The sequence below is a fragment of the Micromonospora radicis genome, assembly GCF_003583405.1.
Classification (GTDB): Bacteria; Actinomycetota; Actinomycetes; order Mycobacteriales; family Micromonosporaceae; genus Micromonospora; species Micromonospora radicis.
In genome coordinates this window covers 101631-115666 of record NZ_QXEC01000004.1, presented here as the reverse complement: position 1 = coordinate 115666, position 14036 = coordinate 101631, and the positions used below count along the sequence as shown (strand labels likewise).

Annotated in this window: 10 protein-coding genes; 6 read left to right on the top strand and 4 right to left on the bottom strand. The window is 71.4% G+C overall.

Going from position 1 to position 14036, the window contains the following annotated elements; genetic code table 11:
- Positions 1 to 21: 21 nt before the first annotated feature.
- A complete protein-coding gene (locus D2L64_RS06455) occupies positions 22 to 291 on the top strand; it encodes a hypothetical protein (RefSeq protein ID WP_119573784.1) in 270 nt (89 codons plus the stop codon).
- 340 nt (positions 292 to 631) lie between these two features.
- Here D2L64_RS06455 and D2L64_RS06450 read toward each other — a convergent pair whose 3' ends face one another.
- From D2L64_RS06450 to D2L64_RS06440, 3 genes are all read right to left on the bottom strand, one after another.
- Positions 632 to 1327, bottom strand: a complete 696-nt coding sequence (locus D2L64_RS06450) for an HAD family hydrolase (protein ID WP_119573783.1) — start codon at positions 1325 to 1327, stop codon at positions 632 to 634.
- Between the two features lie 349 nt (positions 1328 to 1676).
- Positions 1677 to 2249 (bottom strand): TetR/AcrR family transcriptional regulator, encoded by a 573-nt coding sequence (locus D2L64_RS06445; RefSeq protein WP_233558801.1) that lies wholly within the window; start codon positions 2247 to 2249, stop codon positions 1677 to 1679.
- A gap of 203 nt (positions 2250 to 2452) precedes the next feature.
- Positions 2453 to 5155, bottom strand: coding sequence for an MGH1-like glycoside hydrolase domain-containing protein (locus tag D2L64_RS06440; RefSeq protein ID WP_119573782.1), 2703 nt, complete (start codon positions 5153 to 5155; stop codon positions 2453 to 2455).
- 42 nt (positions 5156 to 5197) lie between these two features.
- Between D2L64_RS06440 and D2L64_RS06435 the strand changes: the two genes are divergently transcribed.
- Positions 5198 to 7129, top strand: a complete 1932-nt coding sequence (locus D2L64_RS06435; protein ID WP_119573781.1) for an amylo-alpha-1,6-glucosidase — start codon at positions 5198 to 5200, stop codon at positions 7127 to 7129.
- 70 nt (positions 7130 to 7199) lie between these two features.
- On the opposite strand, the gene D2L64_RS06430 is transcribed toward D2L64_RS06435, so the two are convergent.
- A complete protein-coding gene (locus tag D2L64_RS06430; RefSeq protein WP_119573780.1) occupies positions 7200 to 9107 on the bottom strand; it encodes a Xaa-Pro dipeptidyl-peptidase in 1908 nt (635 codons plus the stop codon).
- Between the two features lie 360 nt (positions 9108 to 9467).
- Here D2L64_RS06430 and D2L64_RS06425 point away from each other — a divergent pair, with 360 nt between their 5' ends.
- From D2L64_RS06425 to D2L64_RS06410, 4 genes are all read left to right on the top strand, one after another.
- Entirely contained in the window at positions 9468 to 10796 is a 1329-nt protein-coding gene (locus D2L64_RS06425; protein WP_119573779.1) for a glycosyltransferase family 4 protein, read from the top strand.
- Between the two features lie 106 nt (positions 10797 to 10902).
- On the top strand, positions 10903 to 11490 hold the full coding sequence (locus D2L64_RS06420; protein ID WP_158603465.1) for a DUF1707 SHOCT-like domain-containing protein: 588 nt from the start codon (positions 10903 to 10905) through the stop codon (positions 11488 to 11490).
- 297 nt (positions 11491 to 11787) lie between these two features.
- The gene (locus D2L64_RS06415) at positions 11788 to 12597 is read left to right on the top strand and encodes a metal-dependent hydrolase (RefSeq protein WP_119573777.1); all 810 of its coding nucleotides are present in this window, start codon (positions 11788 to 11790) and stop codon (positions 12595 to 12597) included.
- A 289-nt stretch (positions 12598 to 12886) separates the two neighbouring features.
- Positions 12887 to 14002, top strand: a complete 1116-nt coding sequence (locus D2L64_RS06410) for a LacI family DNA-binding transcriptional regulator (protein WP_119573776.1) — start codon at positions 12887 to 12889, stop codon at positions 14000 to 14002.
- Positions 14003 to 14036: the final 34 nt, after the last annotated feature.

Below are 14036 nucleotides of genomic sequence, written 5' to 3'. Positions count from 1 at the left end.
CCGCCGACGAAGGGAGCGCCGATGTCGGAGCCACATGTCACGCTGGAACCCCGCGACCCGGTGCAGGAGAAGCTACGCGGGCCGCTGGAGGAACAGCTGACCTCGGCGTTACAGGTGGCCGCCGACCGGGTCCGGGACGGCTACGCCGGTGAGCCGGTGGAGCAGGTGTGCCAGCGGCTGCTCGACGAGACCCGGGCGGGGCTGCACCCCGACATCGCCGCCGGCTTCCAACCTGACATGGACGAGTTCTGTCGGGTCGCGATCGCCATCGTCCGCGGCGAGGTCACCTGAGGATCGGAACGGGTCAGGACCGGGCCCGCACGCCCCGGCCCTGACCCCCGAGTTCGGCGTGGCAGCGGACCGGGCCAAGTGCTGGCGCGGCGTGTCGACCAGCCCCAGCACGGTAGCCGGCCCGCCCGCACTCAGCTCCACGGTGCCCCACACCGAACTCCGACGTCGCAACCCACCCCGGCGAATCGCGACGCCGAAGGCGAGGCTAGGCGCGCGACGGCGGGCAGACAACAGCCGGCGCGCGCCGGAACGGAGGATTACCAACAGGATCAAAAACCGGCAGGTGGGTGTAACACCCGGCCGGCCACCGGCGCTGATCAAGATCGGACCGTACCTCGGTTCAGAAGTGGCGGAGCAGGTCCGGAAAGGCGCTCAGCCGCAGCACACCCGCGTCGGTCGGATCCAGCTCGTCGTGTTCCAACACCCAGGTGTTGGCGTTCGGGATGAACACCGCCCGCCAACCCGCGGCACGGGCGGGCAGGATGTCCGACCGCGGCGAGTTGCCGATCATCCAGGCCCGGGCCGGGTCGACCGCGTGTTCCCGGGCCAGCCAACGGTACGTCCCGACGTCCTTCTCCGGCACGATGTGTGCCGCGGTGAAGTGGTGCAGCAGCCCGCAGGCGTCCAGCTTGCGCTGCTGCTCCTCGCGTTCCCCCTTGGTCAGCAACAACAACTCGTGCCGATCGGCCAACTCGTCGAGCGCGTCGGCCACCCCGGGCATCAGCTCGATCCGGTGGGTCAGCAGCGCCACCGCCAGCTCGTCGATCTCACGGCGTTCCGCCTCGGTGGCCGGCCGCTGCCGCAGCCGTTCCAGGCACTCGCGCAGGCTCCGCAGGAAGATCTTGCTGCCGTACCCGTGGGCGACCGCGTTGGCCCGCTCGATGTCGTCGAGCACGGCCCGGATCTGCACCTGGTCCAGGGTGGGATGGTCCAGCCAGGCGAGGAAGTCCTCGATCACCCGCTCGAAGACGACATTGTTCTCCCAGAGCGTGTCGTCGGCGTCGAAGACGAGCAACCGGCCCGGCTCGACCACCATCTCGTCAGCAGTCACCCGGTGACTCTAGAAAACCGCCCGCCCCACGACGACCCGATAACCCGCCCGCCACTTCCATTGTCAATCTTGGACAGTTTCCGCGAGCAGCTAACGGAAACTGTCCAAGATTGCGGCGCGGACACCGCCCGATGCGGCGGCAGTGGTGCTACGCGGGGGTGAAGGCCGTTCGGGAGCGCAACCGACGGAACCCGACCCGCTCCAACTCCGCCACCACCGACGCCCGATGAGCGTCCACGTCGTCGATCATGCACTTCCTGACTCCGCATTACCCGCAAAGCGGGGCATACGGGCGACCAGGACTGCATGATCGGCGGGGGTGGGGAGGGTGGGGTCAGGAAGCGGGGAAGAGGGGGTGGGTCAGGAGGGATTCGCGTTCGTCCTGGGCTTCGGGGCGGAGGCGACCGCCGCGGGTGAGCATCACCATGCCGTGCAGGAGGCTCCAGCCGAGTTCGGCCAGGGTGTCCGGGTCTCGGCCGGCGGACAGCGGGGTCAGGGCGGCGCGGAGTTCACCGAAGGTCGCCGCGACCGTCTCGGGAGCCTGTTCGGCACCCAGGGTCAGGTCGGGGGTGTGCGCGAACATCGCGTCGTACACCTCGGGATTGGCGTACGCGAAATCCAGGTAGGCCGCCATCACTGCGGGCCACGCCTGAGCTGGGGTGCTGGCGGCCGTACGCGCGGCGGTCAGCGCGGTGGCCAGGTCGGCGAAGCCGCGCACCGCGACTGCGGCGACCACCGCGTCCCGGTCGGCGAAGCGCTCGTAGAGTGCGCCGAGATCGACGGCGGCGTGTTCGGCCAACCGGCGGGCGGTCACCGCTGCCCAGCCCTCGGCCTCGGCCAACTGCCAGGCGGTGCTGACGATCGCGTCTCCGTCTCGCCCGGTGTCCGGGTCGTCTGTGCCCAACACGCAGCCGATGGTAGCCGTGCGCGACCCAGCGTGACCCTCCGGCGACGGATTGGCGACTGTCCGCCCCGGACCGGGATGTGATCTACTCGGTTCCGCTGTAACGGCGGTGTCCAGGCGTGCTCGACACCGCGCCGTCACGGCGAAGCGCCACAGCCGGTCCCGACCCAGCCGCCGGGGCATGGTGCAAAACCCACCCACCCGGATTAGCGGCGCAGGGTGAGGATCAGGTCGGCGACCAGGGCGGTCCAGCCGGTCTGGTGCCAGGCACCGAGGCCGGCACCGTTGTCACCGTGGAAGTACTCGGGGAACGCGATCAGATCCCGCCAGTCCGGGTGGGTCTGGAACAGCTGCGCCGCGCCGTAGATCGGCCGCCGCCCCCAACCGTCCCGGGTGAACAGCGCGATCAGCCGGGCGGAGAGGTCGTCGGCGATCTCGTCCAGGGTCTTCTTCACCCCCGACCGGGTCGGGTACTCCACCTGCAGGTCGTCGCCGAAGAACGCCGCGTAGTCGCGCAACGCGCTGATCAGCAGGAAGTTCGTCGGCATCCAGATCGGGCCGCGCCAGTTGGAGTTGCCGCCGAACAGGCCACTTGTCGACTCGGCCGGCTCGTAACCGACGCAGAACTCCTGGCCGCCGAGGGTGACCGCGAACGGCTTGTCCAGGTGGGCGCGGGAGAGCGTACGCAGGCCGTACTCGGAGAGGAACTCGTCGGTGTCCAGCATCCGGGCGAGCAGCCGGACCACCTGCTCCGGACCACACATGGACAGCAGTCGCTGCTGGCGGCCGTCCGGGCCGATCCGCCGACCCCCAATCACCGAGGCGTACTCGGGGCGGTTGGTGAGGAACCAACGCAGCCGGGCACCCAGTTCGGGCAGCCGGTGCAGGGTACGCGCGGGCAGCCGGGTCACCGCGGCCAGCGGCAGCAGCCCGACCACCGAACGCACCTTCAGCGGCACCTTCGTGCCGTCGGCCAGCCGCAGCACGTCGTAGAAGAACGCGTCCTCGGAGTCCCACAACCCCTGGTCGTACGCGGCCGCCGCGATGTAGGCGAAGTGCTCGAAGAACTTCGTCGCGGTGTCCACCCAGGTCCGGTCGTGCTCGGCCAGCACGATGGCGATGTCCAGCAGGTTGAGCGCGTACATCGCCATCCAGCCGGTGCCGTCGGACTGCTCCAGCACCCCGGCCACCGGCAGCGCCGCCGACCGGTCGAACGGGCCGACGTTGTCCAGCCCGAGGAAGCCGCCCTCGAAGACGTTGTTGCCGCCGGTGTCCTTGCGGTTGACCCACCAGGTGAAGTTCATCAGCAGCTTGTGCATCATCCGGGCCAGGAAGTCGTGGTCCCGGCTGCCGTCGATCTCGAAGACCTTCAGCGCCGCCCAGGCGTGCACCGGCGGGTTGACGTCACCGAACGCCCACTCGTACGCCGGGATCTGTCCGTTGGGGTGCAGGTACCACTCGCGCAGCAGGAGCAGCAGCTGTTCCTTGGCGAAGCCGGGGTCGACCCGGGCGATGCTGACGCAGTGGAAGGCCAGATCCCAGGCCGCGTACCACGGGTACTCCCACGGATCCGGCATGGAGATCACGTCGAAGCTGGTCATGTGCCACCAGGCGCTGTTGCGTCCGTGCCGGCGCCCGGCCGGCGGCGACGAACCCGGATCGCCGGCCAACCACCGCTTGACGTCGAAGTGGTAGAACTGCTTGCCCCACATCAGCCCGGCGATGGCCTGCCGGGCGATCAACGCCTCGTCGGCGCTGGCCGCCTCCGGGATCACCCCGGCGAAGAACCGGTTCGCCTCGGCCCGCCGCGCCCACACCACCGCGTCGAACCCGTCGCCCAGGTCGGCCGGGGGCGGGTCGCCGTCACCCGGCGGCGGGGCGGTACGGGTCAGCCGCAACCGGATCTGCCGCTGCCCACCGGCCGGCACGTCCAGCACGTAGTGCAGCGCACCCTTGGTACCGGTCAGCTCCGGGTTGACCGTCTCCGCCCCGGAGACCACGTGGTCGTTGATGCCGTCCTTCGGGTACGGGGTGCGGCTCGGCAGCCCCCACAGCCGCTCGGCGTTGGTGTCGTTGTCGCAGAGCAGCGGCGTCGGGTCACCGTCACCCTCGAGCACGACCTGCCCGAGCACCCAGTGCTCGCCGACCAGCCGGGTGCCCTGCCCGACCAGCTGCGGCACCCGGTCCGCGCCGGGCAGCCCCCAGGCCCAGGTGTTGCGGAACCACAGGTGCGGCAGCACGTGCAGCTGGTCCGCCCGGTCACCCCGGTTGGCCACGGTCACCACGATGCACAGGTCCGTCGGGGTGGCCTTGGCGTAGTCGACGGTGACCGCCCAGTACCGGTCGTCGTCGAAGATGCCGGTGTCGACCAGCTCGTACTCGGTGTCGTCCCGGCCGCGCAGCCCGTTGACCGCGACCAGCTCGTCGTACGGGAAGGCGGCCTGCGGGTAGTGGTAGCGCCAGCGCATCCACGAGTGGGTGGGCGTGGAGTCCTCGTACCACCAGTAGTCCTTGACGTCCTCGCCGTGGTTGCCGCCGTCCCCGCCGAGGCCGAACATCCGCTCCTTGATGATCGGATCGCGGCCGTTCCACAGGGCGAGAGCGAAGCAGAACGTCTGTCGGTCGTCACACACGCCCGCCATACCATCTTCGGACCACCGGTAGGCTCGGGATCGCGCGTGGTCGTGGGGGAAGTAGTCCCACGCCGTGCCGTGTTCGCTGTAGTCCTCCCGTACCGTCCCCCACGCCCGCTCGGACAGATAGGGACCCCATGCGCGCCAGTCCTGCTCGCCAGCATCGGCCTGGGCGAGCCGGACTCGCTCGGCGTCGGGTGCCGGGGCGGAGGGCGAACCGTCAATGATCACCTTTACATCTTCGACGCCACTGCGGTACTTCACCACAGCGGCCATTGTCGTCGTGTCGTGTTACACCTCGCCGCCGGTGGAGGAAAGTTGATCGAGATTCGCTTCGGTTCCCAGGTCTGCGGCGAGCTGAGCAGCGCCGCCGGCCGCGAATGGCTGGTGCCCGACGGTCTCGGCGGGTACGCCATGGGCACCGTCGCCGGATTGCGTACCCGCCGCTACCACGGGCTGCTGGTGGTGCCGGGAGAAACCCCGGCCTCCCGGAAAGTGGGACTGGTCAGCCTCGACCCGGCGGTGCTGCTGCCCTCCGGCGCCCGGATCCGCCTCGGCGCGCACGAGTGGCTCTCCGGCGACGTCGACCCGCGCGGCTTCGAACTGCTGGAGCGCTTCGATCTGGTCGACGGCCTGCCGCGCTGGCGGTGGCGGATCGGTGACGTGGTGATCGAGCGGGAGCTGGCCACCGTCCACGGCCGCTCCTGCGTGGCGGTGGTGCACCGGCTGGTCAGCGGGGGCCCGGTCGAACTGGAACTCGCCGCCGCCTGCACCTGGCGCGACGCGCACGGCGAGCGCCGCGCCGACGGGCCGCCGCTGCGGATGGACCCGGTCGACGGCGGCGCGGTGGTCGAGGGCGCGTACCGGCTGTCCGGGCCCGGTTGGACGCCGCAGGGCCACTGGTGGCGGGGCGTCTACCACCGCGAGGAGGCGGCGCGCGGCCTGCACCCGGAGGAGGACCTCTGGTACGCGGGCCAGTTCCGCGACACCCTGCGCCACCCCGGCGACACCGTGTCGGTGCTGGCCTGGGCGGGCGACCTGGAGCAGGAGCCACCACCCGGACCGCGGGTGGTGGCGGCGGCCCGGCAGCGCAACCGGGCGGTGGTGGCGGCGGCCAAGCCGGCCGACGCGGTCGAGGCGACCCTGACGCTGGCCGCCGACGCGTTCGTGGTGCGGACCCCGAGCGGGCCGGACGTGGTCGCCGGCTACCCGTGGTTCGGCGCCTGGTCGCGGGACACGATGATCTCCTACGAGGGGTTGTTCCTGCGTACCGGCCGCGCCGAGACGGGCCGGGAGCTGCTGCGCTCGTACGCGGCGACGCTGTCGGAGGGGATGCTGGCCAACACCGCCGACACCGGCCGGGTCGAGTACAACACGGTCGACGGCACGCTGTGGTTCCTGCACGCGGTCAGCCGGCACGTCACCGTCACCGGCGACACCGACCTCGGCGACGAACTACTGCCGGCGCTCTGCACGGTGATCGACGCCCACCAGCACGGCACCCGGTACGGCATCGTCGTCGACCCGGCCGACGGCCTGCTCACCTCCGGCGCCCCGGGGGCCGCGCTGACCTGGATGGACGCCCGGGTGTACGGGGTACCGGTCACCCCTCGACACGGCAAGCCGGTCGAGGTCAACGCCCTGTGGATCAACGGGGTGGCCGGGGTCGCGGAACTCGCGGAGCTGGCCGGGCAGGACGCCGACGGGCTGCACCGGCTGCACGAACGGGCGGTCAAGTCGTTCCGCGACCGCTTCCCCACCCCGGCCGGCTGGCTGCACGACGTGGTCGACGCGCCCGCACCGGCGTACCCCCTCGGTGGCGCGGCCCACCACGACGACGACCTGCTGCGCCCCAACCAGTTGCTGGCCTGGTCGTTGCCGAACGCGCCGCTGGAGCCGGAGCCCCGGGCACTCGGCCTGGTCGGCGCCGGGCTGCTCACCCCGCTGGGACCGCGCAGCCTCTCCCCCGAGTGCCCCGGCTTCACCGGGCGGCACCGGGGCGGGCCGGCCGAGCGGGACAGCGCATACCACCAGGGCACCGTCTGGCCGTGGCTGATCGGCCCGTACGCCGACGCCACCCGGCGGGCCGGCCTGCCCGTCGACGAGCTGTTCGTCGGGTTGGAGGCGCACCTCACCGAGTACGGCCTCGGTTCGGTCAGCGAGACCGCCGACGGGTCGGCCCCGTACACCGCCACCGGCTGTCCCTTCCAGGCCTGGTCGGTCGCGGAGCTGCTGCGCGCCCGCCGGTAGCGCCCGGTCCGGTCCGGCCCCGCGCCGGTGGACCGGTGGGGCACCCGACCCGGGTGCCCCACCGACCGGCTCAGCCCAGGCCCGCCGCGACGGCGGCCTGGCGGCCACCCACGACCGGCAGGGTGATCCGGGTGCTGTCGAAGTGCACGGTGATCTCCGCCCGGGTCTGCTTGGCCCGGCTGCTGTAACCGGAGTACGAACCGAGCAGCACCACACCGATCTGGTGGCCGGCCTCGAAGACGTAGTCCTCCGGCATCAGCGGCACGTCGACCGCGTACTTCTGGCCGGGCACCAGCGGCGTGGACACCGACAGCGAGTCCAGGTTCAGCCCGTCGACGATGCCCTTGGTGACCAGTTCCTGCGGGTTGCTCGCCACGGTCTTGGCGACCTGCCGGTAGCAGGCCTCCTCCGCGTACCCACCGAAGTCGGCCCGCTCACCCCAGCAGTCCTCGGTGGTGAGGGTCCGGATGCCGTCGCCGACGGTGCTGAACCGCTCCCGGGTGCCGTAGTCCACGAGCAGCCCGGCGAAGCTGGTGTCCGTACCGTCGACCGACGCCTTGATCCGGACGATCGGCGTGCCGGAGATGTGCAGCGGCGCGGTCAGCGGCGCGGAGAGGAAGACCAGCCGGTTGTCCTTGTTGGCCTGCGGGTCCGACGGGTGCCGGATCGCGTTGGCCTGGCTCATCGTCGGCGTGTCGGTGAAGGTGGCCGACCGGTTGCCGGGGCCGGACCGCACCGACAGCCCACCCGGGCCGCCGTCGGTGCCGGCGCGCAGGAACACCTGGGTCGGCTGGGTGCCCGGCAGCGGCCAGTCGGCGTGCGTCTCCCAGACGTCCGGCAGCCGCTCGACGTCGACCATCGGCTCGGCCATGATCCCGTTGTCGATGCCCTGCAGCCAGAAGTCGAACCAGCGGTGCAGGGTGTCCACCCACTCCGCGCGGCGGAAGTCGAACGGATCGATGTGCCCGGTACCGGTCAGCCACAGCTTGCGCGGCACGTTCTGCTCGGCCAGGGCGTACCACCACTTGCTGAAGTGGTCGGCCCGCACGTTGTCGTCGTTGATGCCGTGCACCAGGAAGACGCTGGCCCGTACCTGGTCCGCGTGCGGCACGTAGTCCCGCTCCGCCCAGAAGTCGCTGTAGTCGCCGGTGACGTCGTCGCCGCCCTGACCGAGCTGGGTCCGCACCGGGGCGCAGTACGCCCGGCGGTTCGGGTTGGTGACGGTGTTGGCCAGGCTGCCCGAGTAGTTGTTGGCCCGGGTCACCAGGCCGTTGCTGCGCGAGTAGTCGTACCAGCTGGAGATGGCCGAGATCGGCACGATGGTGGCCAGGCCCTCGACGCCGTTGGCCGCGGCGGCGTTGGCCAGGGTGCCGTCGTACGACTTGCCGATCATGCCGGTCTTGCCGTTGTGCCAGTCGGCGACGACCTCGTTGCCGGCGGCGTCGAAGCCCTTGCGGCGGCCGTTGAACCAGTCGATGGCGGTCGGCGCGCTGAGGTTGTCCGCGTTGCCGCCGGTGACCGGGCAGCCGGTCGAGTTGTTGGTGCCGATCATGTCGAGCAGCACGACCGCGTAGCCCCGCGGCACGAAGTAGTTGTCGTAGAACAGCGGCCACCGGTCGAGCAGGCCGTCGCCGTCCAGGTCGGCCTTGCACTCACTGTCGTTGCCCCGGCACACCGTCGAGTAGTAGGGGCTGGCGTCCATCACCACCGGTACCCGCAGGCCCTCGTCGCTGGCATTGGGGCGGATGATGTCCATCGCCACGACGTCGAGCGCACCGTCGCCGTCGGTGTCGACATCGGAGGTGACGAAGATCCGCTCGCGGATCGCGTCGGCGTAGCCGAAGACCGGCTGCGTCACGCCGTCGGTGATGACCAGTTCCGCAGCGGCGGGCTGCGCGGTGGCCGGGGTCACGGGCAGCACGGCCGCGATCATCGCGACCGCCACCGCTCTCGCCCACCATCGCCTCGTGGTTCGCATCGTGCTTCTCCTTCCAAGGCACCTGACCTCGGCCGCCACGCGCCGGTGCTGGCACGCGGCCCATGAGCCCCTGGGTGCACCGTCCGGATAGAACCTACGAACCGGGCCGGGGCAGGTCATCAGACAGCTGTGGGAGGTACGGCGGCCGCACTCCTACGGCTGTCGCAGGAGGTGTCGCAGCGGCTCGCTCCTACCACCCGCGAGCCGTTCGCGTACTGCGCTTTACACCCCCGCAACGGCTACGTCTCCGCTGGTTATCCAGCTGCGAGCAGGATTGGGCGTGATCCAGCCGCGACGCGAGCGCCGCCCACCGGGGGGCGGGGAGACGGCCGCGCGGAGACGAACTCCAAGGGGGCGCGTGTGTCACCGAACGCCGACGTGATCGACATCAACCCCGTACGTTCGCAGCGGGTGCTGATGTTGTCCTGGGAGTACCCGCCCGTCCTCGTCGGCGGACTCGGCCGACACGTGCACGCCCTCTCCGTGGCGCTGGCCGCCGCCGGCCACGAGGTCACCGTCGTCACCCGGCACGCCGACGGCGCGCCGCTGGAGGAGCACGTCGACGGCGTACGCGTGCTGCGCGCCGCCGAGGATCCGGTCACCTTCCCGCTGGCCACCAACTCGCTGCTGGCCTGGACGATGGCGTTCAACCACACCCTGACCCGCGCCGCGCTGCGGGCCGCCGACACCGGCGACTACGACGTCGTCCACGCCCACGACTGGCTGGTCGCGCACACCGCCATCACCCTGGCCGAGTACCTGCACCTGCCGCTGGTGACCACGATGCACGCCACCGAGGCGGGCCGGCACCAGGGCTGGCTGCCGGCGGAGATGAACCGCACCATCCACGGCGTCGAGCACTGGCTCAGCAGCGCCTCCACCCGACTGATCGCCTGCTCCGGCTACATGCGGGAACAGGTCACCACGCTGTTCGGGTTGCCCGCCGACCAGGTCGACGTGGTGGCCAACGGCGTCGACGACCGGGCCTGGCGGGCCCGCCCCCGCGCGGTCGCCTCGGCCCGGGCCCGGTTCGCCGGTGACGGACCACTTGTCGGCTACGCCGGCCGGCTGGTCTACGAGAAGGGCGTGCAGCACCTGGTGGACGCCGTACCGCAGCTGCGGGCCCGACACCCCGGGCTGCGGGTGCTGATCGCCGGTGACGGCCCGTACCGGGGCGAGTTGGAGGAACGGACCCGCCAGCTCGGGCTCGACGGCACCGTACGCTTCGCCGGGTTCCTCGACAACACCCAGCTGCCGGCGGTGCTCGGCGCCACCGACGCGACCGTCGTACCTAGTCTCTACGAGCCGTTCGGCATGGTGGCGCTGGAGGCGGCGGCGGCCGGGGCGCCGCTGGCGGTGGCCCGTACCGGCGGCCTGGCCGAGATCGTCGAACCCGGCGTCACCGGCGTGACCTTCCCGCACAGCGACCCGTCGGCGCTGGCCGGCGCGGTCGGCCAGCTCATCGGCAACGAGGTCTTCGCCCGCCGGGTCGCCCGGCAGGCCCGCAGCATGGTCGGCCAGCGGTACGGCTGGGCCACCATCGCCGCCCGGACCGCCGAGACGTACGCCACCGCCCGCCGCGAACACGCCCCGGCGCAGTCCCGCCGCGCCACCGTCGGGGTGCCGGCTCCCCGGCAGCCGATCGCCATCCCCGACGGCAACCTACTCACCGTCGGCGCCGCCTGCTGACCCACACCGCCGCCCGCCGACCGGCAGCCCACCCCGGGCGAGGTCGGCGGGCGATCGGGTCCGCCGGTTGCGGGGGTGCGAGCGGGCCGCCGCTAGGCTCGGGCAGGTGGATGGGCAATGGCATGACGACACTGACCGGCTGCGTGTCTCCGACCGGGAACGGGAGGAGGTCGTGCAACTGCTCGGCAGGGCCACGGCCGAGGGCCGGCTGACCCTGGACGAGTACACCGAACGGGCCGGCGCCGCCCATGCCGCGCAGACCCGCGGTGAACTGGCCCGGCTGACCACGGACCTGCCGGGCGCGCCCGGCCGCGCCCCCGCCCGCCCCGGCGGCGCGCTCGCCCCGGCAGCCGCAAAGCTGCTGGCGGTCTTCGGCAGCGAGGTGCGCAAGGGCGCCTGGTCGGTGCCGGAACGCATCGACGCCCGCGCCGTCTTCGGTGACTGCCGCATCGAGTTGCACGAGGCCCAGTTGTCCCGGCAGGTGACCACCATCGAGGCGGATGTGATCTTCGGCAGCATCACCATCGTGGTACCGGAGGGCACCGAGGTCCGGCTGACCGGCTCCGCGGTCTTCGGGGACAAGAAGTCGAAGCTGAGCGGCCCGGTGAGCCCCGGCGCTCCGGTCATCGAGGTGCGCTGCCGCGTCATCTTCGGCGACGTGACCGTCCGCCCGCCCCGCAAACGCTGGTGGTGACGTCGCTTGTCGGCTAGCGGACCCGGGGCCCGACTCCACCCGGTGGACCCGCCTGCCGAGGTTCCACCGGCCACTCGTACCCACGGCCGCGCGAAGAATCCGCCCGGGCGGTCCCATGGCCGACACAGCATCCCGGATCGTCGCTGCGCGCTGCCATACTCCCTGGTGGTCGGCCCGGCCCGCCGGCCACACGCCGGGCACCGTCTGTTGTGGACCGATCCGGGTGATCCCCTGGCGCCGCCGAGAACTACAGTGGCGTAGTTTGGCGCTCAAGATCCCTGGGGAGGGCGAGCCGAGATGATGGGTCCGTCGCACGCGCTGTCCGGCGCGGCGGTATGGCTGAGCGGGTCCTGGGCGCTGCAGCAGTTCTACGACTACGAGCAGTCGCCGCTGGCGCTGGCCGTGGGCACGGCCGTCTGCGCCGGTGCGGCGCTGCTGCCGGACATCGACCTGTCCGGCAAGGTGACCCGCAACCGGGGCGGCGCGACGGTGGCCCGTACCTTCGGGGTCTTCTCGCTGTTCATCGCCGAGGTGGTGGAGAAGATCTCGCTGGGCGTCTACTACGCCACCAAGCTCAGCCGGGATCCGAAACGCAACAACGGCCACCGGACGCTGACGCACACCATCCCGTTCACCGTGCTGGTGGGCTGGGGCACCACCGCGCTGTGCACGGCGTACGGCAAGTGGGCGGTCATCGGCATCCTGTTCTTCATGATCGGTCTGGCCCTGCGCGGCCTGTTCGACAAGTGGGCCGAACGGGCGGGCTGGCTGATCGTCACCCTGGTCTCGGCCGGCGCGGCCGTGGTCACCGCCGCCAACCTGCCCGGCGACCGGGGCTACCCGATGATCGGCCTGGCGGTCGGGGTGGGCAGCTTCGTGCACATCATCGGCGACATGATCACCAGGGCCGGCGTGCCGATCCTCTGGCCGATCCCGATCAAGCGCCGGATGTGGACGCCGATCAGCCTGCCCGACAAGATCGCGATGCGGGCCGGCGGGCGCACCGAGGTGGTCTACGTCCGCTCCGCGCTGACCGTCATCTCGGTGCTGGCCTCGATCGGACTGGTGGCCCCCTCCGTCCTGGAGAAGTTCAACCTAGACCTCTAACCCGCGCCCCCCGGCCGGCGCCGCCGATCATGGACTTTCCGTCGGGACAAATGCCAACTCAAGGGGCATTACCACGACCAGAAGTCCAAGATCGATCCGCAGTCCACACCGCGTACCGCCCAGGCCCGCGCGAGTGGGGGTGGGCGGCGCGACGTCGGTTCGTCATTGCCTATTGACGCGGCTGTAACACGTGACCTACCTTCGTCGAACCGGTTAGTCGAAGCGTTTCGACTAACCGCTTCGACCAAGCCGGCGGCCGGCCGCCGGCTCACCGGCGGGAGGTGCTGCGATGGCCACGATGCAGGACGTCGCGCGCCTGGCCCGGGTCTCGCTCAGCACGGTGTCGTACGTGCTCACCGGCGCCCGCCCGATCTCCCAGGCCACCCGGGACAAGGTGCTCGCCGCGATGGCGGAGCTGGACTACCAGCCCAACGCGATGGCCCGCGGGCTGGCCAGCCGGCGCAGCCGGATCCTGGGCCTGCTGCTGCCGATGGACGAGCGCGGTCTGGGCGCCACCGAGACCGCCTTCGTCACCGGCGCGGCGGCCGCCGCCAACACCGCCGGCTACCACCTGGTGCTCTCCCCCATCGGCGTCGGCGATCTCGACGAGCTGCGCCGGCTGGCCAGCCAGCGGATGCTCGACGGCGCGCTGCTGATGGAGGTGCAGCTGCACGATCCTCGGGTCGACGTGCTGCGCGAGCTGAGCGTGCCACTGGTGCTGATCGGCCGTACCGCCGACACCACCGGCCTGTCGTACGTGGACATCGACTTCGACCAGACCGTCGAGGAAGCGGTCGAGCACCTGGTCGGCCTCGGTCACCGCCGGATCGTCTACGTCAACCACTCCGCCGAGACCATCGCCGAGGGCTACGGCCCGGCGACGCGTACCCGGGACGCGTTCGCCGTCGCGATGACCCGACACGGGCTGGAACCGCTGATGATCCCGGCCGAGGACAGCGCGGCCGGTGGGCGTACGGCGTTGGCCGCCGCGCTGCGGCAGGCGCCGGACCTGACCGCGATCCTGGCGATGAACGAGAGCGCCGTCTTCGGCCTCGTCGGCGAGTTGAGCAGCCGCGGGTTGAGCGTGCCCGACGACCTCTCGGTGATCTCGATGGTCACCTCGCCGCAGGTGGCCGAGCTGGCCACGCCCGCGCTGACCGCGATGAACTCGCCCGGTTCGGCAGTCGGCCGGATCGCCATCGAGACGCTGTTGCGCCACGTCGACGGCGGCAACGGGGAGATCCACCAGCAGCTGCTGCCGTGCGCGCTACAGGTGCGCGGATCGAGCGGCCCACCGCGTACGGGGAGCAACACCGCAGGTAACACGGGAGCCGACGGCGAGCAGCCGGCGGTTCCGAGCACCGAAGCAGCCCGCCGCCGCGCTGCCACGCGACGACGGGCTTGAGGGAGTACCGGCTCGATACTCGTCAGGGAGACTA